Origin of the sequence: Sphaerisporangium rhizosphaerae (genome assembly GCF_042665155.1) — a bacterium.
Taxonomy (GTDB): Bacteria; Actinomycetota; Actinomycetes; order Streptosporangiales; family Streptosporangiaceae; genus Sphaerisporangium; species Sphaerisporangium rhizosphaerae.
Map to the genome: position 1 here is coordinate 42,717 of NZ_JBHTCG010000035.1, position 22,325 is coordinate 65,041.

General features: G+C 72.7%; 17 protein-coding genes. 11 read left to right on the top strand and 6 right to left on the bottom strand.

What is annotated here, in order from left to right; genetic code table 11:
- Nucleotides 1–230 precede the first annotated feature (230 nt).
- A complete protein-coding gene (locus ACFQSB_RS33775) occupies nucleotides 231–995 on the bottom strand; it encodes a DUF72 domain-containing protein (RefSeq protein ID WP_380830885.1) in 765 nt (254 codons plus the stop codon).
- Nucleotides 996–1,152: 157 nt separating this feature from the next.
- Nucleotides 1,153–2,787: an aromatic amino acid ammonia-lyase gene (locus ACFQSB_RS33780; protein WP_380830886.1), complete on the bottom strand. Its 1,635-nt coding sequence runs from the start codon at nucleotides 2,785–2,787 to the stop codon at nucleotides 1,153–1,155.
- A gap of 233 nt (nucleotides 2,788–3,020) precedes the next feature.
- Here ACFQSB_RS33780 and ACFQSB_RS33785 point away from each other — a divergent pair, with 233 nt between their 5' ends.
- The 8 genes from ACFQSB_RS33785 to hutI all read left to right on the top strand — a co-directional run bounded on the left by ACFQSB_RS33785 (nucleotide 3,021) and on the right by hutI (nucleotide 12,360).
- Nucleotides 3,021–3,353 carry a hypothetical protein gene (locus ACFQSB_RS33785; protein ID WP_380830887.1) on the top strand — a complete coding sequence of 111 codons (333 nt, stop codon included), beginning with the start codon at nucleotides 3,021–3,023 and terminating at the stop codon, nucleotides 3,351–3,353.
- A 364-nt stretch (nucleotides 3,354–3,717) separates the two neighbouring features.
- Entirely contained in the window at nucleotides 3,718–4,698 is a 981-nt protein-coding gene (locus tag ACFQSB_RS33790; protein ID WP_380830888.1) for a MurR/RpiR family transcriptional regulator, read from the top strand.
- Nucleotides 4,699–5,026: 328 nt separating this feature from the next.
- Nucleotides 5,027–6,697: a urocanate hydratase gene (gene hutU, locus ACFQSB_RS33795; protein WP_354849123.1), complete on the top strand. Its 1,671-nt coding sequence runs from the start codon at nucleotides 5,027–5,029 to the stop codon at nucleotides 6,695–6,697.
- A gap of 41 nt (nucleotides 6,698–6,738) precedes the next feature.
- Entirely contained in the window at nucleotides 6,739–7,920 is a 1,182-nt protein-coding gene (locus ACFQSB_RS33800) for an allantoate amidohydrolase (RefSeq protein WP_380830914.1), read from the top strand.
- The gene (locus tag ACFQSB_RS33805; protein WP_380830915.1) at nucleotides 7,917–9,248 is read left to right on the top strand and encodes a formimidoylglutamate deiminase; all 1,332 of its coding nucleotides are present in this window, start codon (nucleotides 7,917–7,919) and stop codon (nucleotides 9,246–9,248) included. The genes ACFQSB_RS33800 and ACFQSB_RS33805 overlap by 4 nt, the downstream gene beginning before the upstream one ends.
- A gap of 122 nt (nucleotides 9,249–9,370) precedes the next feature.
- Entirely contained in the window at nucleotides 9,371–9,901 is a 531-nt protein-coding gene (locus tag ACFQSB_RS33810) for an RNA polymerase sigma factor (protein WP_380830889.1), read from the top strand.
- The gene (locus ACFQSB_RS33815; protein WP_380830890.1) at nucleotides 9,898–11,073 is read left to right on the top strand and encodes a TolB-like translocation protein; all 1,176 of its coding nucleotides are present in this window, start codon (nucleotides 9,898–9,900) and stop codon (nucleotides 11,071–11,073) included. Before ACFQSB_RS33810 ends, ACFQSB_RS33815 begins: the two co-directional genes overlap by 4 nt.
- 102 nt (nucleotides 11,074–11,175) lie before the next feature.
- Nucleotides 11,176–12,360, top strand: coding sequence for an imidazolonepropionase (gene hutI / locus ACFQSB_RS33820; protein WP_380830891.1), 1,185 nt, complete (start codon nucleotides 11,176–11,178; stop codon nucleotides 12,358–12,360).
- A 107-nt stretch (nucleotides 12,361–12,467) separates the two neighbouring features.
- Here hutI and ACFQSB_RS33825 read toward each other — a convergent pair whose 3' ends face one another.
- The 4 genes from ACFQSB_RS33825 to ACFQSB_RS33840 all read right to left on the bottom strand — a co-directional run bounded on the left by ACFQSB_RS33825 (nucleotide 12,468) and on the right by ACFQSB_RS33840 (nucleotide 17,113).
- Nucleotides 12,468–13,358 (bottom strand): carbohydrate ABC transporter permease, encoded by an 891-nt coding sequence (locus tag ACFQSB_RS33825; protein ID WP_354849108.1) that lies wholly within the window; start codon nucleotides 13,356–13,358, stop codon nucleotides 12,468–12,470.
- Between the two features lies 1 nt (nucleotide 13,359).
- Nucleotides 13,360–14,283 carry a carbohydrate ABC transporter permease gene (locus ACFQSB_RS33830; RefSeq protein WP_380830892.1) on the bottom strand — a complete coding sequence of 308 codons (924 nt, stop codon included), beginning with the start codon at nucleotides 14,281–14,283 and terminating at the stop codon, nucleotides 13,360–13,362.
- Nucleotides 14,280–15,635 (bottom strand): extracellular solute-binding protein, encoded by a 1,356-nt coding sequence (locus ACFQSB_RS33835; protein WP_380830893.1) that lies wholly within the window; start codon nucleotides 15,633–15,635, stop codon nucleotides 14,280–14,282. The genes ACFQSB_RS33830 and ACFQSB_RS33835 overlap by 4 nt, the downstream gene beginning before the upstream one ends.
- A 245-nt stretch (nucleotides 15,636–15,880) precedes the next feature.
- On the bottom strand, nucleotides 15,881–17,113 hold the full coding sequence (locus tag ACFQSB_RS33840) for a PucR family transcriptional regulator (protein ID WP_380830894.1): 1,233 nt from the start codon (nucleotides 17,111–17,113) through the stop codon (nucleotides 15,881–15,883).
- A 616-nt stretch (nucleotides 17,114–17,729) separates the two neighbouring features.
- On the opposite strand from ACFQSB_RS33840, the gene ACFQSB_RS33845 reads away from it, so the two are divergent.
- The 3 genes from ACFQSB_RS33845 (at nucleotide 17,730) to ACFQSB_RS33855 (ending at nucleotide 22,316) form a co-directional block, all read left to right on the top strand.
- Nucleotides 17,730–19,595: an AfsR/SARP family transcriptional regulator gene (locus ACFQSB_RS33845; protein WP_354921252.1), complete on the top strand. Its 1,866-nt coding sequence runs from the start codon at nucleotides 17,730–17,732 to the stop codon at nucleotides 19,593–19,595.
- A gap of 256 nt (nucleotides 19,596–19,851) precedes the next feature.
- A complete protein-coding gene (locus ACFQSB_RS33850; RefSeq protein ID WP_380830895.1) occupies nucleotides 19,852–21,285 on the top strand; it encodes an aspartate aminotransferase family protein in 1,434 nt (477 codons plus the stop codon).
- Nucleotides 21,267–22,316: an NAD-dependent epimerase/dehydratase family protein gene (locus ACFQSB_RS33855; RefSeq protein WP_380830896.1), complete on the top strand. Its 1,050-nt coding sequence runs from the start codon at nucleotides 21,267–21,269 to the stop codon at nucleotides 22,314–22,316. The genes ACFQSB_RS33850 and ACFQSB_RS33855 overlap by 19 nt, the downstream gene beginning before the upstream one ends.
- Nucleotides 22,317–22,325 lie beyond the last annotated feature (9 nt).

Here is a 22,325-nt window from a genome sequence, read left to right on the forward strand (position 1 = left end):
GGAGAGCCGCATGCGGTGAAGGTGGTCGGTCACGGCACTGGCGGTGCCTGGCGAAGGTGGAGAGCCGCATGCGGTGAAGGTGGTCGGTCACGGCACTGGCGGTGCCTGGCGAAGGTGGAGAGCCGCATGCGGTGAAGGTGGTCGGTCACGGCACTGGCGGTGCCTGGCGAAGGTGGAGAGCCGCACGCGGTGAACGTGGTGGCTCACCGCACCGGCGGCGCTGGGGTGGGTCAGGAGGGCGGTGCCGGCGGGGTGGGGGTGACGGGGAGCCCCTCGGCGCGGGCCAGGTCGGCGAAGCGGACGGCGTTGCGGACGGCGGCGCCGCCGGGGTCGTTGTTGAAGTACACGTAGACGTCGTCCCCGGGAGTCCACCGCTCGCCCAGCCGGTGCAGCCACGACCGCAGCGACGCATCGCCGTAGGAGGGCCAGGGGTGAGCGCGGCCCTGGTGGAGCCGCAGGTATCCCCACCCGGCGGTACGCCACAGCGGGGTCACGGGGCGGCCCAGGACGTCGGCCCAGCACAGGGCGGCGTCGTGGGCGGTCAGCACCTCGCGCACCGCGCCGGTCCACCAGGAGTCGTGGCGCGGCTCGACGGCCACGCGCACATGGCGCGGGAAGCGGGCCAGGCAGGCGTCGAGCCGCTCGGGGTCGGCCTTGAGGTTCGGCGGGAGCTGGACCAGGACGGGGCCGAGCTTGGGGCCGAGGCCCTCGGCGGCGTCCATCAGTCGCTGGACCGGCTCCTCGGGGTCCTTCAGCCGCTTGATGTGGGTGAGGAACCGGCTGGCCTTGACCGCCATCACGAAACCGTCCGGGGTGCGGTCGCGCCAGCTCTCGAACGTCTCGCGCGCCGGCAGCCGGTAGAAGGCGTTGTTGTTCTCCACCGTGCCGAAGCACTCGGCGTACCGCTCCAGCCACACCCGCTGCGGCAGCCCGGCGGGGTACAGCACGTCGCGCCAGTGCTTGTACTGCCACCCCGAGGTTCCCACCAGCAGCATCAGAACCTCCGCTTCAGCGCCTCCGCTTCCTCCCTCGTCCTTCCCCGGCCGCCCGGCCCCATGTGACCTCGGATGGTCACTCCTCCTCGGCGCGTCTCATCTCGGCCCCGCCCATCTAGCGAATCGCCGTACGGCCGGGTCTTCTTCGTGACCGTCATCAGATCGTGGCGAAGGTGTCCAGGAGGGCGGCGGCGGTCTCGGTGTCGGTGGTGAGGGGGCGGTCCTCGTCGCGGGGGTCGAGGTGTGCCGTGGCGAGGGTGTACGCGGCGCCGGCGGGGGTGGCGGCGATGGCCGGGCCGAGGCCGCGCTCGCGCAGCGCCCGGACGGCCGCCACCAGTTCGCAGGCCAGCACCAGGCGGTAGGACGAGGCGGCCCGGAGCGTCTGCCTGGCCGACTGGGAGGCGAAGGCGGCGTGGTCCTCGACGCCACGGGACAGCACGGCGTGGCCCAGCGCCGCCGGCAGGGCCGCGTTGCGCAACTCGGCCAGCGCGGAGCTCGCGGTGTACTCAAGGATCATCACGCCCGAGCTTCCGGCCGCGGCGTCGGCGAGAAAGGGGCGCAGGCCGGTGAACGCGGGCTCGACCAGCGTGGCCAGCCGGGCGGTGGACAGGTGCGCCGTGTGCAGGAGCGCGACCCGCAGGTGGTCCAGGGCGAGACCGAGGGGCGCCTGGTGGAAGCCGCCGTGGTGGTGGACGGTGCCGCCGGCCGCGGAGATCAGCGGGTTCTCGGCCGCGGCGTTGATCTCGACACCGAGGACGCGCTCGAGCGCGGCCACGGCCTCGACAGCCGGTCCGTGCACCTGCGGCAGGCAGCGGTACCCGAACGGATCCTGGATCCGCGCCGCCGGTGCCGGTGCCGGTGACGCTGCGCCTTCGTCTGGTCCGGTCGGCGGTGCGGGGGAGGAGGGCGGGGACGGCGCGCTTTCGTCTGGTGCGGTCGGTGGTGCGGGGGAGGAGGGCGAGGGCGGCGCGCCTTCGTCTTGTCCGGTGCGCGGGGTCCGGGAGGGCGCGTTCTCGCGGGCTGGAGGGGGCGCCGGGGAGAGGAGGCGGCGCATCGCGGCGGCCACCTCGACGGAGCCGGGGTGCGGGCGGGCGGCGTGCACGCGCTCGTCGTACGGCTCGATGTTGCCGTCCACCGCGAGCAGGGACAGGGCGGCGACGACCTGGGTGGCGCGGAGCAGCGGCGCGACGTCCGCCCAGGCGAGCGTCGCCTGCCCGATGGTCAGCGCGCTGCTGCTGCAGAAGGCGAGCGCGTCGCCGGCCGCCAGGGCGATCGGTGCGGGAGGCTCGCCCCGCCCGCCGCTCCAGGGGCGCTCGCCGATCAGGGTGAGGCCGGTCTCGGCCAGGGCGGTCAGGTCGCCGGTGCCGATGGCGCCGATCTCGTGGACCTGCGGCAGATGCCCGGAGTTCAGGGCGGCGCCCAGCGCCTCGGCGAAGGCGGGGCGCAGCCCGGCTCCGCCGGCCATGATCTGGTTCGCCCGGACGGCCATCATCGCGCGTGCCTGTTCGGCGGGTACGAGTGCGCCGGCGCCGCCCGCGTGGCTGCGCAGCAGGCGCAACCCGTGCGCGTCCCCCTCGGCCGCCGCGACCTGCTGGGTGCGGTTCGCGCCCACGCCGGTGGTCCGCCCGTAGACGGGCCGGTGGCGCGCGATCTCCCCGGCCGCCTCGAAGGCCGCCATGGCCCGCTCCAGGCCGTCCGCGGCCAGGTGGACCGGCGCGCCGTCACGCGCGATGCGCGCGATGTCCGCCGGGCCGGTCCGGGAGCCGCCCAGGGTGATCGTCCGTAATGTCATATATGAGCCCTCGAGACCCACATTACTGGCCCTTTCCGGACCAGAGGACGATCAGAAGGCGACGGGCGACGGGCGACGGGCGACGGACGGCGGCTGGACGGTCATGCTCGCTCACCCGCGCCGGTGCCGGAGCCAGGCGGCGGTCCCCCGGAGGCCGGCTCCCGCGGTGGGTCGTCGTCGGTCGTCGGGTCAGACGCCGACCAGGAGGCGCTCACCTACATGATGACCGGGTCGTGTCGCCGGTGAGCCGCGCCGACGTGGCGCGCGCTCTGGCCACCGCCACCGCCGCCCCGCGCTGGTCCGCGACGCCCGGCGGCACCCCGCCGGCCCGGGCCCGCGCGTTCACCACCGACGGAGGCTCCGTCGTGGCGGCCTGCTACGGCGGTCGGGCGGTGCTGCTCTCGTGGAGCCCGGCCCAGGGGTACGCCGTGGACGACGTGACCGCCGGCCCCGAGACAGCCGCCTCGCTGGAATTCGAGTCGGACACCCGGACGGTGAAGGTGAGCGTCGCCTGCAAGGGGGACATCCCTGAGATGTCGGTCACCCAGGAGCGAGAAAGCGACTGAGCTTTACCGGGACGCACTGAGCCTTCAGGGACGCACTGAGTCTTCCCGGGAGGGCGCGAAGGTCTTCCCGGACGAACCACGCCTCCCCGGGGCGAACTAAGCCTTTCCAGGGCGGACTGGGCCTTCGCCGGGCAAGCCGGCGGAGTGCGTCGTCCTCGGCCGTTAAGGGCCCTGCGGTCTATACAGGGCGAGATCGGGCTGCCGTGGCGGTGGTCTTCGCCTCTTGACATAGGAACATGCATCGGCGATCGTGCATGAAAGTTTGCATTCGGTGGCGCGTGCGCATAGGTGTGTGACGCGGGCCATAGCGTGGCAAGGGGCTGGACGCGCGGTGGCGGCCGGCGGCGGGCGCAGGGAGGCGTGGATGAGCGGGACCCCGAGTGCGGCTGCTCCGGGGACGGCCGCCCCAGGCACGGTCGACCCGGCGACGGCTGCTCCGGAGACGGTCGATCCGGTGATGTCGGCTGCTCCGGGGGCCGCGGCGGTGGGCGCCGAAGATGCTTCGCGGGTGGCCGCGCGGCTGCAGGAGCTCGTCGAGGGACACCGGCTGTCGCCCTCTCAGCGGCGGATCGCCCGTCACCTCATGGAACGCCCGCACGAGGCGGTGTTCCTCACCGGCAACGACATCGCCGAGGCGGTCGGCATCAGCCAGCCGTCGGTCACCCGCTTCGCCTTCGCCCTCGGCTTCGCCGGCTTTCCCGAGTTCCGCGACCACCTGCGGGCCGCGCTGCGCGACGGCCAGGACGTCCCGGCCGCGCCCGCCGCGCTGAACCCGGTACAGGCCATGGTCGAGTCGGAGCTGCGCAACCTGGAGCAGTTGCGCGACGGCCTCGCCGACCCCACCCGCCTCATCGAGGTGGCGGGTGCACTGGCGGCCTCCCGGCCGCTCCCCGTGCTCGGGTTGCGGGTGTCGGCGCCGCTGGCGCACCTGTTCGGCTACCTGGCCTCCAAGGCGCACCCCGACGTCCGGGTCATCGATGCCCCCGGGTCCACCATGGAGGACCGGCTGAGCCGCGCGGCGGACGCCGGGGCCGCGTGGGTGCTCGCCTTCGGCCTGCCCCGCTACCCGCGTGAGCTGCGCGACGGGCTCGTGTGGGCCAGGCGGGCAGGGCTGCGAGTGGCACTGGTGACCGACCACGCCCTGGGCCCGCTGACCGAGCACGCGGACGCGGTGCTGGCGGCGCCGGTGAGCTCGCGGTTCGCCTTCGACTCGCAGGCCGCGCCGAGCGTGCTGTGCGCCGCTCTGGTCCACGCGATGCTCGGGGCGCTGCCGACGCCGGAACAGTCGTCGATCGAGGAGTTCGAGAACAGCGCCGCCGAGCGCCGCCTCTTCTTACCCGGCTGACCGCACGCCCCGGCCGTCCCCGCACCAGGCGGACCGCACGCCCCGGCCGTCCCGCACCAGGCGGACGCGCGCCGCAGGGACGGCCCGGGTGGCGTCACCGGCGAGGACACGGGGATCGATCCGGCTGACGCGACCGCCGGACCTGCGCAGACGAGACCGCGGACCCGGCGGCGCGGCCCCCCGGAAGGGCCAGGGACGGCCGCGAGATCCCACAGGGTGGCGAGAACGACCAGCATGACCAGGACGACCGGCATGACCAGGACGACCGGGACGACCGGGACGACCAGGGAACATCGAGGATGACGATCCAGCGAGGAGATGAGCGGCGATGAGCGAGCAGGCGAGGCGGGTGATCCGCTCCCCACGTGGCACCGAGCTGTCCTGCCAGGGATGGCAGCAGGAGGCCGCGTACCGGATGCTGCACAACAACCTGGACCCCGAGGTCGCCGAGCACCCCGACGAACTGGTCGTGTACGGCGGCACCGGCAAGGCGGCCCGCGACTGGCGGTCCTTCGACGCCATCGCGCGCACCCTCCAGGGCCTCAAGCAGGACGAGACGCTGCTGATCCAGTCGGGCCGTCCGGTCGGCGTCATGCGCACCCACGAATGGGCGCCGCGCGTGCTGCTGGCCAACTCCAACCTCGTCGGCGACTGGGCGACCTGGGAGGAGTTCCGCCGGCTGGAGGCGCTCGGCCTGACCATGTACGGCCAGATGACGGCCGGGTCGTGGATCTACATCGGCACGCAGGGCATCCTGCAGGGCACCTACGAGACCTTCGCCGCCGTGGCCGCCAAGCGGTTCGGCGGCACCCTCGCCGGGACGGTGACGCTCACCGCCGGGCTCGGCGGGATGGGCGGCGCCCAGCCGCTGGCGGTCACGATGAACGACGGCGTCGCCATCTGCGTCGACTGCGACCCCTCGCGCATCGCCCGGCGCATCGAGCACCGCTACCTCGACGTCCAGGCCGGCGACCTGGCGGAGGCGGTGCGCCTGGCCACCGAGGCCCGCGACGCCCGGCGTCCGCTGTCCATCGGCCTGCTCGGCAACGCCGCCGAGGTGCTGCCCGAGATGCTCGCCATGGGCGCCCCGATCGACATCGTCACCGACCAGACCTCCGCGCACGACCCGCTGGCCTACCTGCCGGTCGGCGTGGCGTTCGAGGACATGCGCGAGCAGGCGGCCAAGGACCCCGCCGCCTTCACCCTGCGCGCCCGTGAGTCGATGGCCAGGCACGTCGAGGCCATGGTCGGGTTCATGGACAGCGGCGCGGAGGTGTTCGACTACGGCAACTCCATCCGCGGCGAGGCCAAGCTGGCCGGGTACACCCGCGCGTTCGACTTCCCCGGCTTCGTGCCCGCCTACATCCGGCCGCTGTTCTGCGAGGGCAAGGGCCCGTTCCGCTGGGCGGCGCTGTCGGGCGACCCGCGCGACATCGCGGCCACCGACCGGGCGATCCTCGAACTGTTCCCGGAGAACGAGTCGCTGGCCCGCTGGATCAAGCTGGCCGGTGAGCGGGTCGCGTTCCAGGGGCTGCCGGCCCGCATCTGCTGGCTCGGCTACGGCGAGCGCGACAAGGCGGGCCTGCGGTTCAACGAGATGGTCGCCTCCGGCGAGCTGCGGGCCCCCGTCGTCATCGGCCGCGACCACCTGGACGCCGGGTCGGTCGCCTCGCCGTACCGGGAGACCGAGGGCATGCTCGACGGCTCCGACGCGATCGCCGACTGGCCGCTGCTCAACGCCATGGTCAACGTCGCCTCCGGCGCGTCCTGGGTGTCCATCCACCACGGGGGCGGCGTCGGCATCGGCCGCTCCATCCACGCCGGGCAGGTCGCCGTCGCCGACGGCACCCCCCTCGCCGCCCAGAAGCTGGAGCGGGTCCTCACCAACGACCCCGGCATGGGCGTCATCCGCCACGTGGACGCCGGATACGACCGCGCCGCCGAGGTCGCGGCGGAGCGCGGGGTCGCCGTCCCCATGGCGTCCGGGGAGTCCCGGTGACCGCATCCGGCGCCGCCGGACTCCGCCCCGGCTTCGAGCGGATGTGGGGCGACCTGGCCGCCATCGGAGACGAAGGGGAACGCGGCTACCGGCGGTTCGCCTGGACGCCGGTGGACCTCGCGCTGCGCGACTGGTTCCGCGCGCAGGCCGAGGCCAGGGACATGACCTGGGAACGTGACCGCAACGGCAACGAGTGGGCCTGGTGGGGCACCCCCGGCCCGGGGGCGGTGGTCACCGGCAGCCACCTGGACAGCGTCCCGGGCGGCGGGGCCTTCGACGGGCCGCTCGGCGTGGTGTCGGCCTTCCTCGCCGTGGACCTGCTGCGCGAGCGGGGCTTCGCTCCGGAGCGCCCCGTCGCCGTAGTCAACTTCGCCGACGAGGAGGGCGCCCGCTTCGGCGTCGCGTGCGTCGGCAGCCGCCTGATGACCGGCATCCTCGACCCCGGCGACGCGCGCGCCCTGCGCGACGCCGACGGGGTGACGCTCGCGGAGGCCATGCGGGCCGCCGGAGCCGACCCCGGCGCGATCGGCCGCGACGAGCAGGCCCTCGGCCGCATCGGCGCCTTCGTGGAGCTGCACATCGAGCAGGGACGCGGGCTGGTCGACCTCGACGCCCCGATCGGCGTGGCCGCCGCGATCTGGCCGCACGGACGGTGGCGCTGCACCTTCCACGGCCGGGCCGACCACGCGGGGACGACCCGGCTGGCCGACCGGCACGACCCCGTGCCGCCGTTCGCCTCGACCGTCCTGGCCGCGCGGGAGGCGGCGGGGCGGCTGGGCGCCCTGGCGACGTTCGGCAAGGTCAGGGTCGATCCCAACGGCACCAACGCGATCGCCTCCCGGGTCGACGCCTGGCTCGACGCCCGCGCCCCGGAGGCCGGGACCGTGCGCAAGCTGGTCGAGGAGGTGACCGGGGCGGCGCGGGACGCCGCCGCCGTGCACGGCGTGCGGGTGGAGGTGGCGCAGGAGTCCTGGACCCCGGTCGTGGAGTTCCCCGGCGGGCTGCGCGACCGGCTCTCGGCCGCCCTCGGCGGCGTCCCCGCCCTGCCCACGGGGGCGGGCCACGACGCGGGCATCCTGTCGGCGCTGGTGCCCGCCGCGATGCTGTTCGTCCGCAATCCGACCGGCGTCAGCCACAGCCCCGCCGAGCACGCCACCACCGACGACTGCCTGGCCGGCGTCCGCGCCCTGGCCACCGCCCTCGCGGACCTGGCATGCCGATGAGCGTCTTCTACGCCGACCACGCCTGGCTCGGCGGGGACGCCACGGTCGCCGGCGTGGTCATCGAGGTCCAGGGGGAGCACGTCACACGCGTACTGCCCGGACAGGACGGGCCGCCGCCCGGCGCCGAGCACCTGCGCGGCGTCACCGTCCCCGGCCTGGCCAACGCCCACTCGCACGCCTTCCACCGGGCGCTGCGCGGGCACACCCAGCGCGAGCGCGGCACGTTCTGGACCTGGCGCGAGCGGATGTACCGGGCCGCCGCCCGCCTCACCCCCGACGGCTACCACGCCCTGGCCAGGGCCGTCTACGCCGAGATGGCGCTGGCCGGGGTCACCTGTGTCGGCGAGTTCCACTACGTCCACCACGACACCGGAGGACGGCCCTACGCCTCGCCCAACGCGATGGGCGAGGCGCTGATCGCCGCGGCCGCCGACGCGGGCATCCGGATCACGCTGCTGGACGCCTGCTATCTGCGCGGCGGCTTCGGGATGCCGCTCGAAGGGCCGCAGCTCCGCTTCGACGACGGCGACGCCGCGGCCTGGGCGCGGCGCGTCTCGTCCCTTCCGTCCGGGCCGCACGTTCGCATCGGCGCCGCCGTCCACTCGGTGCGGGCCGTCCCGCCCGAGGAGATGCGGGTCGTGGCGGCCTGGGCGCGCGAGCGCGGAGCGCCGCTGCACTTCCACCTGTCGGAGCAGGTCGCCGAGAACGAGGCGTGCATGTCCGCCTATGGCCGCACTCCGGCGGAACTGCTCGACGAGAACGGCGCCCTCGGCCCGCTGTCCACGGCGGTGCACGCCACCCACCTGACCCCCGCCGACGTCGAACGGCTCGGAGCGTCCGGCACAGGGGTGTGCATGTGCCCGACCACCGAACGCGACCTCGCCGACGGCATCGGCCCGGCCCGCGCCCTGGCGGACGCCGGGGCGCCGCTCTCGCTGGGCAGCGACAGCAACGCGGTCGTGGACCTGCTGGAGGAGGCGCGCGGCGTCGAGCTGGACGAGCGCCTGGCCACCCGGCGCCGGGGCCACTGGCGCGCCGCCGACCTGCTGGACGCCGCCACCCGAGGCGGGCACGCCTCGCTCGGCTGGCCGCAGGTCGGCCGCATCGAGGCGGGAGCCCCGGCCGACTTCGTCACGATCGCCCTGGACACCGTGCGGACGGCCGGCTGGTCGCCGGACGGCCTGGTCGAGACGGTCGTGTTCGCCGCCACGGCGGCAGACGTCCGCGACGTCGTCGTCGCCGGCCGCCGCGTCGTCACCGACGGCCGCCACCTCGCCGTCGGCGACGTCCCGGCCGCCCTGTCCGCGGCCATCGCCACGCTGCGATGACCCGCTCAGTTGACCCCGCTCAGGTGACCTCGCGGTCGTGCCCGGCCCGCCGGCGCCGGGCCGGCCACCGGCCGCGCCGCGCGGCGGTGCAGCGGATCGGGGCGGGCGGGCGTTCCTAAGACATGAACAACGAGACGGTCGCCCGCGCGCCGGCGCCGGCCGGCACCGTACCGGCCGGCACCGTGCTGGCCGGCATGTACGGCGAGCACCGGCTCGCCCTGGTGCGCCTGGCCATGCTGCTCGTCGGCGACCTGGAGAGCGCCGAGGACATCGTGCAGGACGTGTTCTCCCGGCTGCACGCCAAGGGGCCGCAGGCCCTGACCTTGGCGTACGTCCGCGTCTGCGTGCTGAACGCCTCGCGCTCGGTCCTGCGCAGGCGCGGGGTGGCGGTAAGGGCGGCGGTGGGGCGGACGGCGGACGAGCCGGTGGATTCTGCGGAGACGGCCGCACTGCTGGGAGAGTCGCGGCAGGAGATGCTGGCCGCCCTGGACCGGCTGCCCAGGCGGCAGCGCGAGGTCCTCATCCTGCGCTACTACCTCGACCTGTCCGACGCCGACATCGCCCGGGCGACGCGCGTCAGGGAGAGCACCGTGCGGTCCAACGTCTCACGGGGCCTGGACCGGCTCGAGCGTGAACTGGGAGGCAAGGCGTGAGCAGCATCGAGGACCGGCTCAGAGACGCTCTGGCCGCCGAGGCCGAGACCGTACAGGACGACGGGTGGCCCCGCGCCCTGCCCGCGCCGCGCGCGCGAGCGCGCCTGTGGTGGGCGCCGGTGGCGGTGGCGGCCGCGATCGCGGCCGTGGTGGTGGGCACCGTCGTGGGGACGCGTACGGTCGCACCGCCCGCCCCTGCGGCCAAACCGACGCCGTCCACGGGCCCCGTCACGCCGCCGATGGAGAAGGTCTGGCCCCGCGCGGTGCACGAGATCCCCGTCAAGGGGCCGGGCGGCAGGACGTTCACACCTGACGTGTTCGTCAGCGACCGGGTCGTCGCGGGCCGGGGGTTCACCGAGAAGCGGCTCGACGGGATCTGGTCGTACGACCTGGACCGGCGTACCTTCACCCGCGTGGCGCCGCTCAGGGATCGCAACGTCATGAAGGCCCCCCTGGTCCACGGTGACGGGTATCTGGCCTGGTCGGCGCTGGCCGGTCGCAGGACCGAGATCTGGGCGGTGCCGGTCACCGGCGGCGTCCCGCGCAGGATCGCCTCGGTCACGGCCCTGATGACCAGCGACGACTCCTACTACGGCATCGACCTCGCCATCGCGGACGGCATGGCGGTGTGGTCGCCGTACGACGGCGGCGTCTACCGGGCCCCGCTGAAGGGCGGGAAGGCCACCCTGGTCAGCGGCACGAGAGGCTTCCACCTGGTCGAATGGCCGTGGGCCGGATGGCCTCGCGTGGTGGCGGCCGACCACCCTCTCCCTCGCCCCATGGAGCACCTGAAGAACGTCCTCACCGGTGCGCTGAGCGACGTGACGCCTCCCCCCGGGCGATCAACGTGGGAAGAGTGCGGGGTGAGGTGGTGCTACACCCGTACCGAGGCATGGCGACGCGACGGAGCCGGTCTGCGCAAGCTGCCGGGCAGCGCCCGCGGGAACCTGTACTCGGGCCGTTTCGTCATGCTCGCCCAGCAGGATCGCGCCGGGAGGCATGCGAGCACCGTGCACGACATCGCCACGGGACGTACCGGCCTGCTGTACCCCATCCCCCCGTCGAGCGGAGAAAAGCCTCCCCCCACCCTCTACCTGTCCGGGGACATGATCCGGTACGAGACCGGGCGAGGCACGCAGATCGTCCTCGACCTGGTCGCCGCCGGCCGGTGAGGCTTCCCGCCGCGGGCGGCGCCGAGTCGGCGGGACCCGTGAGCCACCGGTACCGTCTTCGGGTGCGGCGGGACCGGGCCGCGGGGCGGAGGCGGGGCGGGAATGAGTGGGCTTGTGGTCGACGGCATCGGGTCGCTGGTGACCAATGACCCGGAGCTGGGGCATGGGCCGCTGGGCGTGGTGGAGGACGCGGCGATCGTCGTCCAGGACGGGCGGGTGGCGTGGGCCGGTCCGCGGACGCGCATTCCCGAGGGCGCGGGAGGCGAGCGGTACGACGCGGGCGGCCGGGCGGTCATCCCCGGATTCGTGGACAGCCACGCCCACCTGGTCTTCGCCGGGGACCGCACCGCCGAGTTCGAGGCGCGGATGTCCGGCCGTCCCTACACCGCCGGCGGCATCCGCACCACGGTCGCGGCCACCCGCCAGGCGAGCGACGACGCGCTGCGCGCCAACGTGCGCCGCCTGGTCGCCGAGGCGCTGCGGTCGGGGACGACCACGATCGAGTGCAAGTCCGGGTACGGCCTCACCGTGGCGGACGAGGCGCGCGGTCTGCGCCTGGCCGCCGAGCACACCGATGAGGTGACCTATCTGGGCGCCCACGTCGTGCCGCCCGAGTACGCGGGCGACCCCGACGCCTACGCCGCGCTGGTCGCGGGGGAGATGCTCGACGCGTGCGCCCCGCACGCACGGTGGATCGACGTGTTCTGCGACCGGGGGGCGTTCGACGGCGACCAGACCCGGGCGATCCTGACCGCCGGCAAGCGGCGGGGACTGGTGCCGCGCGTGCACGCCGGGCAGCTCGGACGCGGCCCCGGCGTGCGCATCGCGGTCGAGCTGGGCGCCGCCTCCGCCGACCACCTGACGCACCTGGACGACGCCGACGTCGAGGCGCTGGCGGGCGGCGACACGGTGGCCACGCTGCTGCCGGGCGCCGAGTTCTCCACCCGCTCGCCCTACCCCGACGCGCGCCGCCTGATCGACGCGGGAGCCACGGTGGCGCTGGCCGCCGACTGCAACCCGGGGTCGAGTTACACCACCAACATCCCGTTCTGCGTGGCGCTGGCCGTGCGGGACATGGGCATGACGCCCGACGAGGCCGTGTGGGCGGCGACCATGGGCGGCGCCCACGCGCTGCGCCGCACCGACGTGGGACGGCTGTCCCCGGGCGCCCGCGCCGACATCGTGGTGCTGGACGCCCCCTCGCACGTCCACCTCTCCTACCGTCCGGGCGTCCCCCTCGTGACACGCGTCTGGAAGGACGGCCGACCGGCGTCATCCTCGGGGTGAGCGCGGCGAGCTCTCGCTCCCCGGGCATGGACGAAGCCACGGCAGCCGGGCTGCCGTGGCTTCGTCGCGGGCGCGGGCGCGGGCTCGGCCGGCCGGGTGGCGCGTGGTTACTTGCTGAAGCCGGCGGTGAGGCCGCTGAGGAGCTGGCGGCGGCCGACGACGTACAGGACGAGGATGGGCAGGGTGGTCAGGACGACGGAGGCCAGGACGCCCGGGATGTTGACGCCGTGGTCGCCCTGGAAGGTCCACAGGGCCAGCGGCAGCGTCCGCTTGGTCGGGTCCTGGGTGAGGATCAGGGGCAGCAGGAAGTTGTTCCAGGTGTGCAGCCCGTTGTAGATGGTCACCGTCACCACCGCCGGGCGGGTGAGCGGGAAGGCCAGGCGCCAGAGGATCACCCAGGTGCTCGCGCCGTCCATCCGCATCGACTCGAACAGTTCCTTCGGCACGTCGCGGATGAAGTTGGCCAGCACCAGCACCGACAGCGGGATGGCGAAGGCGATCGACGGCAGGATCATCGCCAGCAGGGAATCGTACAGGTGGAGCCGGATGATGATCAGGTAGATCGGGATGATCACCGCCTGCAGCGGGATGGCCAGGCCCATGAGGAACAGCCACCTGACCCCGGTCAGGAAGCGGCCGCCGCCGCTGCGCACGATGGCGAAGGCGGCCATGAACGAGAAGACCACCGCGGGGACGATCGCGCCGACGGTGACGATGACGCTGTTGATGAAGTACTGGACGAAGTCCGCCGCGATGACGTCCCGGTAGTTCTGCAGCGTCGGCTCGAGCGGGGGCGCGAGGGGGTTGGCCGCGTAGTAGCTCGACTGGGCCTTGAAGCTGGTGATGACGATCCAGTAGATCGGCACGATGACGATGGCCAGCCACACCCACCCGGCCGCGGCGCCCAGCCAGTTGGGCCGGCGGGTCGGCGTGCCGGCGCGGCCCGGGGTGCGGCGCTCGGCCGTCCGCTCGGGGGCCTCGATGACGGTCGTCCCCATGTCAGGCTCCGTCCATCTGGCTGGTGCTGTCGTTTCCCCCGCCGAGCCGGCGCAGCAGCAGCGACAGGGCGAGGCCGACCAGGACGAGGATGACCGCGATCGCGCTGGCCGGACCCATCAGGTTGGCCTGGAAGCCCCGCTTGTACATGTCCAGGGCGAGCACGCGGGTCGCGTCCCCCGGGCCGCCGGCGGTCAGCACGAAGATCAGGTCGAAGAAGGTCAGCGACCCCACCACCATGAGCGTCGAGGAGGTGATGATCGTGTACTTCAGCTGCGGCAGGATGATGTTGAAGAAGGTGCGGACGCGCCCGGCGCCGTCCAGTTCGGCCGCCTCGAACATCGACCGCGGGATCTGCCGCACCCCGCCCTGGTAGATCAGCGAGTGGAACGGGATGTACTGCCACGACACCACGAAGATCACCACGGCGAAGGCCAGATGGCCCTCTCCCAGCCAGTCCTGGCGGAGCAGTTCGATCCCGAGCCCGGCGCCCAGGCCGAAGTTCGGGTCGAGCAGCGCCTTGTAGGCGACGGCGATGGCCGCCGAGCTGAGCAGGAGCGGGATGAAGTACAGCACGGACAGCACCGCGCGGTAGCGCTGACGGCCGGCCAGGAACACCCCGAGCAGCAGGCTCATCGGCGTCTGGACGGCCCAGGAGACGGCCACCACCAGGAAGGTCACCCAGAGCGCGTGCGGGAGCCCGGGGTCGGACAGGACGGCGCGCCAGCTCGTCAGGCCGGACGGCTGGATCACGCCGACCTGGTCCCAGGTGGTGAAGCTGAGCGCGACGACGCCGATCAGCGGGATCACGGCGAAGGCGATGAAGATGAGCAGGGCGGGAAGGGCCAGCCACGCGAGGGAGCGCTCCCCGCCGCGCGTGGCGGCAGGGGAGTTCCCTCGCGGGGCGGGGGCCGCGAGCGTGCTCACTTGCCGATGACCGCGTTCATGTTGGTCGCGAACTGCTGGGGCGAGATGGAGAGCTGGAAGAGCTTGGAGATGTTGTCCAGCAGCACCTCGGCCGCCGTCGGGCTGAGCGCCTGGTCCCACGACTGCGCGAAGACCTTGGCCTTGCTGGCGATGTCGTACTGGAACTTCAGCCACTCGGCGTCCTTGGAGGCGGCCAGCAGGCTGTCGGTGCCCTTGACGATCGGCACCGACCCCGCCTTGTCGATCCAGTCCTTGACCTCCTGGTCGGTGGACAGCCCGGTGGAGAGGAACTTCTTGGCGATCTCCTTCTCCTCCGGGGTGGCCTTGGAGGAGATGGACAGGTACTGGGCGGGGTTGCCGACGGTGTCGCTGATGTCGCCCTTGCCGCCGTCGATCGGCGGGAAGTTCATGTAGCCCAGGCCGCCGCTCGGCACGAAGTCGCCGCCCTGGTCCTTCTGGACGCCGTAGGACCAGGTTCCGTGGAGCATCATCGCGGCCTTGCCGGTGTACAGCAGCGCCTGGTCGGCGTTGGAGTCGGCGGTGATGGAGGAGAAGCCCTTGATGAAGCCGCCGGCCTTGACCAGCTCCTGCACCTTGCCCAGGGCCTCCAGGGAGGCCGGGTTGTTCCAGGCGTCCTTCTCGCCGTCGAACACGGCCTGGAAGACCTCCGAACCGCCGATGCGGTCGTACAGGAACTCCAGCCACATCATGTTGGTCCAGCGCGACTGCCCGGCCAGGGAGAACGGGGCGATGCCCTTGGCGTTGAACTTGGGCACCAGGTCCATGATGTCGCCCCAGCTCTCCGGGGGCTTGGCGCCGACCTGCTCGAACACCTTCTTGTTGTAGAACAGGACGATCGGCTGCACGCGCTCGATGGGGAGCGCGTAGATCTTGCCGTCGATCGTCGCGGCGGGGAAGGCGGAGTCGAACAACCGGTCCTTGACGGCGGCGTTCTGCTGCAACCACGGGGTCAGGTCGTCGACCTGGCCGGCCTGCGCGTAGCTGCGCAGGGTGCCGCCGCCCCAGCCGAAGATCAGCGTGGGAGCCTGGCCGGCGCCGATCGCCGTCTTGACCTTGGTCTTGTAGGCGTCGTTCTGGAAGGGCGTGGCGGTGATCTGGCCGTTGGGGTTGGCCTGGTTGAACCGGTCCACGGCCGCCTTGCGGATGCCCTCCGCGGGCTGCGTGGACAGGTACCAGTAAGTGGCCTTCGCGCCGCTGCCGCTGCCGCCGCTGCCGCTGCCGCCACCGCTCGTGCCCGGCCCGGAGGTGCCGCACGCGGCGAGCGCGGCTCCCAGGGGCAGGCCGAGCGACAGGCTGAGGAAGGTGCGGCGGGATGTCGTCCTGGGCTCCACGCTGATCTCCGTACTCGAACGCCGGCGGGGGGTGGCCGCGGCTCATTGGTCGTCGATTGCGATGCCCGGCGAGCCTGGATCAGCACGCGCTGATGCCGCTCGTCACAGGTGTCGAGGTGGCTCGCCGAAATGTTTCGGTAACGTATGCGACATTTCCGAACAAGCCGTCAATGTAAATTTTGGGACCCTACCTGTCAAGACCCGCTTTCCGTCGTGTCGAAACTTTCGAGAGCGCTGACGGCGTGTCAGGCGCCCCCGGAATCCAGTTCTGGCCAGGCTCCGGCGAGCACCCGGGCGACGGCGGTGTTGAGCACGCGGACGCCGCGGGTGGAGCCGGGGTTCAGGCCGGTCAGCTCGCGCACCCGCTGCAGGCGGTAGTCCAGCGTGCGGGGATGGATGTGCAGCGCGGTCGCCGCGAGCAGGCGGTTCATGTCGCAGCGGTAGTACACCTCCAGCGTGGCCAGCAGGTCGGGACCGCCCGACAGCCGCCGCGCCACCCCGCGCAGCCACTCCTCCACCTGGGGAAGCTGCGCGGCGCCGAGCTCGACGAACACATCGGCCATGCCGTGGACGCGGGTGGGGACGGCGTGGACGGGCGCCACCTGGCTGACCTGCCGGGCCATGGTCAGCGCTCCGGCCAGCGCGTGCGGCCGGCCCGGGGCCGAGCCGGCCGAGCAGGGCCGGCCGACGGCGGCGGCGAACTCGCGGGCCAGGGACAGCGCGCGTTCGCCCGCCGTCGCCCGTCCGTCCCCGGTCTCCGGCACCAGTGCCACGAACTCCTCCCGCGTGGGCCAGGTCATGGGGACCCGGTGGCCGCCGACCAGGGTCTCGATGATGTCGTCGCGCACCCGCTCGGCCCAGCCGAACGGCCGCCCGGCGACGCGGACCACGGTCACCAGATAGCGCTCGGGGACGTCCATGCCGACGTTGCCGGCCAGGTCGGGGGCGGCGGGGTCGTCGGCGAGCAGCAGCTTGGCGAGCAACTGCACGCGGGTGGCCAGGGGCAGACGGTGCTCCTGCCCTTCCATGTACCCGCGGGTGTAGGCGTTCTGGGCGATCACTCCCTGCGGCGCGAGCCAGGCCAGGGTGTGCATCAGGGCCGACAGGTCGTTGGGCCCGGCGGCGTCCTGGATCTCGTCGAGGGTCAGGCTGGAGTGCAGGACGAGCACCCTGCGGTGCGAGGCGAGGGACACGCCCCGCTCTCCGCGCTCCCTGCCGACCGCCGCGATGTAGGCGAGGTCCTCCTCGTCGAAGGGCCGGTCGTCCTCGGCCAGGGTGAGCATGCGCCGGCGCAGGACCACCGCGAAGTCCATCAGGGAGGTGCGTCCTTGGGAACCCGTCGACATCATCCGGTACTCGGCCAGCTCGCGGGCGTAGACCTCCACGGCGCGGCGGGCGTTGGCGTCGAGCCGGTTGCGCAGCACCCAGAACAGGTCGCCCATGCGGGCCCCTCCGTCGATCAGGGACGTGGGTCCCAAGGGATGTTACCGGTCAAGTCGTGACATATGCCACCCTGACCGGAATAGGCCGAAATGTGGTTTTATGGCGTCCGGTTGTACGGAATGACGAATCGTCCAGCGGTCCAGGTGGGTGCGGCGTCCCGTCGATACCGGTCATTTCGTGACAAATGATGAAAAGCGCAATCCGCGGTACGAGAATTCCGGCGGCGTACCTAGTGTTGGGCTGCTGCGTGGATGCGTCCGAGACCGCCACTCCGCCAGGGTTCACCCCGCCACCGACGGGCCCGGGCCGACCGCGCGACGGAAGGGAAGGCTTTGCGTGAGCGGGCCGCGGGAACGCCGGGACATGCCTTTCCGTCCGGCCGTGAAACTTTCACTTCGCGAGACGGCGCGGGCGGCCTTCCAGGTATCCCGCCTGTTTCCTATTGTTTTCGCCCGGTCCCGATGTCGAACCTTCGCCCGCCGCCTCCGTGGAAGTCCGAACCGTTCGGGAATGCCGGCCGCGTCATCTTCTTCTCGCTTTCCGGTGAGTACCGTCCGAACGCCATCCCCGTCGATCATGGGTCGCGTCAAATCAGATATATAAGCATTTGTACGGTTCATGCTGGCGAACACCGCGCCGCAGGGTGATGACATGGATTTCAAGATCCTCGGGCCGATCGAGGTCCGGGCCGCCCACGGGAAGCCGATCGCGCTGGGAAGGCGCAAACAGAGGGTCCTGCTCGCCGCGCTGCTGCTCAACGCGGGCAAGGCGATCCCCAGCCAGCGGATGCTCGACTGGCTGTGGGGCGAGCGGGCTCCCGCCAACGCCGAGTCCAACCTCTACACCTACATCTCCGCGCTGCGCAGGGTGCTCGGCACCCCGTCCCGCATCGAGGCCGGCTCCAACGGCTACGTGCTGCGCGTCGCGCCCGGCGAGATCGACGTGACCCTGTTCGAGCAGCTCGCCGCGCAGGGGCACCAGGCGCTGTCGGAACGACGCAACGACGTGGCCCTCGAACGGCTGACCCGGGCCCTCGGCCTGTGGCGCGCCGAATCCGTCCTGGAGGGACTGCCCCTGCCCGCGCCGCTGCGCGGCGAGGCGGCGCGCCTGGAGCGCCTGAGGGCCACCGTCGTGGAGGCCACGCTGGAGGCCCGGCTGGCGCTGGGCCAGCACGGCGAGATGCTCGCCGACCTGGAGGCGCTGACCCGCAGGGACCCGCTGAACGAACGGCTGCGCGCCCAGCTCATGCTCGCCCTGTACCGCTCAGGGCGAAGGGCCGACGCGCTCGCGGTGTACCAGGGCGCGCGGGGGATGCTCGTGGCGGAGCTGGGCATCGACCCCGGCCCTGACCTGATGCGCATGCACCAGCGGATCCTCGCCGACGACCCCGCCCTCGCGCCGCCGCGGGCGTCCGCCGCCCGCCGGGCCTTCGCCCCGGCCGAGCTGCCCATCGACTCGCCCGCCTTCACCGGGCGGGCCGCCGAGATCGCCCGCCTGCAGACGGCGCTGACCTCCCCGGGGCCGGGCGCGATCGCCATCTCCGCGATCACCGGGGCCGCCGGGGTCGGCAAGTCCGCCCTCGCCGTGCACGTCGCCCACGAGGTCGCCGACCGGTTCCCCGACGGGCGGCTGTATGTGAACCTGCACGGCTCGACGCCCGACGTCGCGCCGCTGGACCCGGCCGACGTCCTGGCCCGCCTGCTGCGCTCCCTCGGCGACCACACGGCCGTGCGCGCCGACACCGACGAGGCGGCCGCCCGGTTCCGCTCGCTGACCGACGGCAGGCGCCTGCTGCTCCTGCTCGACAACGCCCGCGACGCCGCCCAGGTGCGCCCGTTGCTGCCGGCCAGCCCCACCTGCCGCGTGCTGATCACCGCCCGCCGCATGCTCACCTCCCTGGACGCCGTGGCGCACTTCCGCCTCGGCGTCATGGGAGAGGACGAGACCTCCACCCTGCTCGGCCGCCTGATCGGGGAGGACCGCGCCGCCGCCGACCGGCGGGCGGCGCGCGCGATCGTCCGGCTCTGCGGCGGGCTGCCGCTGGCGATCAGGATCGCCGCCGCCCGGCTGGTCGCCCGGCCGGGCCTCGCGCTGCGCGCCCTGGCCGACCGTCTCGCGGTCGAGGACGACCGCCTGTCGGAGCTCCAGTCCGACGACCGGGCCGTACGGGCGTGCTTCATGATGAGCTACCGGGGCCTTTCCGCCGAGAGCTCGCGGATGTTCCGCCTGCTGAGCCTGCTCGGCGGCTCCGACATCAGCGTCGCGGTCGCCGCCGCCCTGTCCGACCGCTCCGAGGCGCGCGCCGCGGACCTGCTGGACCACCTCGCCGACGCCCAGCTCCTCGAGGCCTGCGACCACGACCGCTACCACATGCACGACCTGCTGCGCCTGTTCGCCCGCGAGAGGGCCAGGGAGGAGGAGGCCGAGGAGGACCAGGCGCGGGCCGTGCGGCGGGCGCTGCACGCCGTCTGGACCTCGCCCGTGCCGCCGGTCCCCTGCGCCACCGCGAGCGGCTGAAACGGGCGCCGACCGGCCGCGCCGGAAATCATCCGCATTCACCGTGAGTTCTGACAGGTGAATCCGCGTCGGCCCCCTTCCGGGCGATTCTTCCTCCTGCGCGGCCTCCCGCATGACGCCGACCTACACAGATTCGTATGGGGCGAGGTATAGCCGCACTCAACACCATCGATGACATGTCTCCTCTCTTCTCGCCCGGCGAGGAGAAGGCCGGCGCCTTGCGGAATTCGTGCGAACACGTAAGGGAAGGGCAGACGTGTCTGAGCTGATCGGCATCGACGAGTGTGAAGACTTCTCGGTGAAACAGGTCCAGGACCTCTACAGAAAGTACGTCAGCCGCAGTCAGGTCAACCTCATGACCTCCTTCGGCTTCGGCCGTGAACTCGTCGAGCGCGCCGAGGGCGCATGGATCTGGACGCGCGACGGCCGCCGGGTCCTCGACGTCACGGGCGGCGTCGGAGTGCTCAACCACGGCCACAACCACCCCCGGATCCTCGAGGCGCGCCGCCGCTTCGCCGAACGCCGGCGAATGGAGGTGCACAAGGCGTTCTTCTCCCCCTACGTGGCCGCGCTGAGCCACAACGTGGCCGAACTGCTGCCGGGGGATCTGAACATCTCGTATTTCCCCAATTCCGGCGCCGAGGCCAACGAGGGCGCCGTCAAGATGGCGTACAAGTACCACGAGGGCCGGCGCAACACCATCCTGCGCTCCGACATCAGCTTCCACGGCAAGACCCTCGGCGCGGGCAGCCTCACCGGATCGGCCGAGAACTCCTTCCGCTTCCCGGGGCTCCCGGGCATCGTCGTCCACCCCTACGGCGACATCGCGGCCCTGCGCCAGGCCGTCGAGGCCGCGCGCACCCCCGACGGCACGTGCGACGTCTACGCGATCATGGTCGAGCCGTACAGCGCCTCCAGCATGCGCGCGTGGTCGGAGGCCGACCTGTACGAGATGCGCCGGCTCTGCGACGTCAACGACATCATGCTGATCTTCGACGAGGTGTACACCGGGTGGGGCAAGACGGGCAGCCTGTTCTACTTCATGCGCTACCCCGACCTGCTGCCCGACATCCTGGTGTACTCCAAGTCGCTCGGCGGCGGCAAGGCGTCGATCTCGGGGTACACCGCCCGCGAGCCGGTCTTCCGCAAGGCCTACGACCGGCTCTCCGACGTCATCCTGCACAGCACGACCTACTACGGGTTCGGCGAGGAGACCGTCACCGCGCTCGAGGCGATCAACGTGGTCGTCGAGGACGACTACCCCGCGCGGGCGCGGCAGATCGAGCGCATCCTGCGGCCGGGCCTGGAGAACGTCCACAAGCGCCACCCCGACGTGGTCGGCCGGGTCAGCGGTGTGGGCTCACTGTGGGGGGTGTTCCTGGCCGGCGGCCCCAAGGTGCTCGACCTGGCCGCCAAGCTCGCGCCGGGCTTCTCCGGCGACCCGCAGTTCCGCACCAAGCTGATCACCCTGTCGGTCATCGCCGAGCTCTACCGCGAGCACGGGATCGTCTCCTACTACAGCCCGAACGCCGACAACCCCCTCGTCGTCGCGCCGACCCTCGCCGTCGAGCCCGAGGACCTCGAGTACTTCCTGGACTGCCTGGACAAGACCCTGGCCAAGGGCCTGCCGCGGCTGCTCGCCCGGTTCGTCCGGGAGAAGGTGGGGTCGCGATGGTCCTCCGGGTCGTAGTCACCGGCAGCGCCGGAATGCTCGGCGGGAACCTGGCCCGCCGGCTCGTGCTCGAAGGCCACGACGTGCTCGGCGTGGACGTGCGCCCGCTGCCCGACCCGCTTCCCGGGATCCGGCACCGGATCGGGGACGTGCGCGACCTGCCGCTGATGGCCGAGGTGATGGCCGGGGCCGACGCGGTGGTGCACTGCGCGGGCGCGTTGCCGAGCTACCCGGCCGAGCAGATCCACGACCTGATCGTCAACGGCACCCACGCCGTGCTGGAGGCCGGGCGCCGGGCCGGGGTGGAGCGGCTGGTCCACATCTCCTCCACCGCCGTGTACGGGCTGCCCAAGCTGGTGCCCACACCGGAGGACCACCCGCGCGAACCGGTCGACCCCTACACCAGGGCCAAGAGCGAGGCCGAGGAACTGGCCGAGAAGTACCGCTCCGGCGGGATGTGCGTGCCGATCCTGCGTCCCAAGACTTTCCTCGGCCCGGGCCGCATGGGCCTGTTCGCGATGCTCTTCGAGTGGGCCGAGGAGGGACGCAACTTCCCGGTCATCGGCGGCGACAAGCGCATCCAGATGTTCGCCGTGGAGGACCTGGTGGAGGCGGTGACCGGCGTCCTGACCGCGCCTTCCGCCGTCGCCGACGACACCTACAACCTGGCCGCGGCCGAGTTCGGCACGCTGCGGGAGGACTTCCAGGCGGTGCTCGACGCGGCAGGGCACGGCGGGCGCGTCGTCTCGCTGCCCGCCCGCCCGACGCTGGCCGGGCTGCGGCTGCTGGAGCGCAGCCGGCTGTCCCCGGTGTACGGGCGGCTGGTGCGCAAACTGCTCGCCGACTCCTACGTCAGCATCGACAAGGCCCGCGAACGGCTCGGCTTCCGGCCACGGCTGTCCAACCGGGACGCGATCCTCCGCACCTATGCATGGTGGCGGGAACACCGCGGGGAACACCGCGCGGCCGGCTCACCGCGCGGCGCGGGACGGACCAGCCGCGACGCGTGGCGGCAGGGCGCACTCTCACTGGCGAAAGTGTTCTTCTGAGCTGACCGG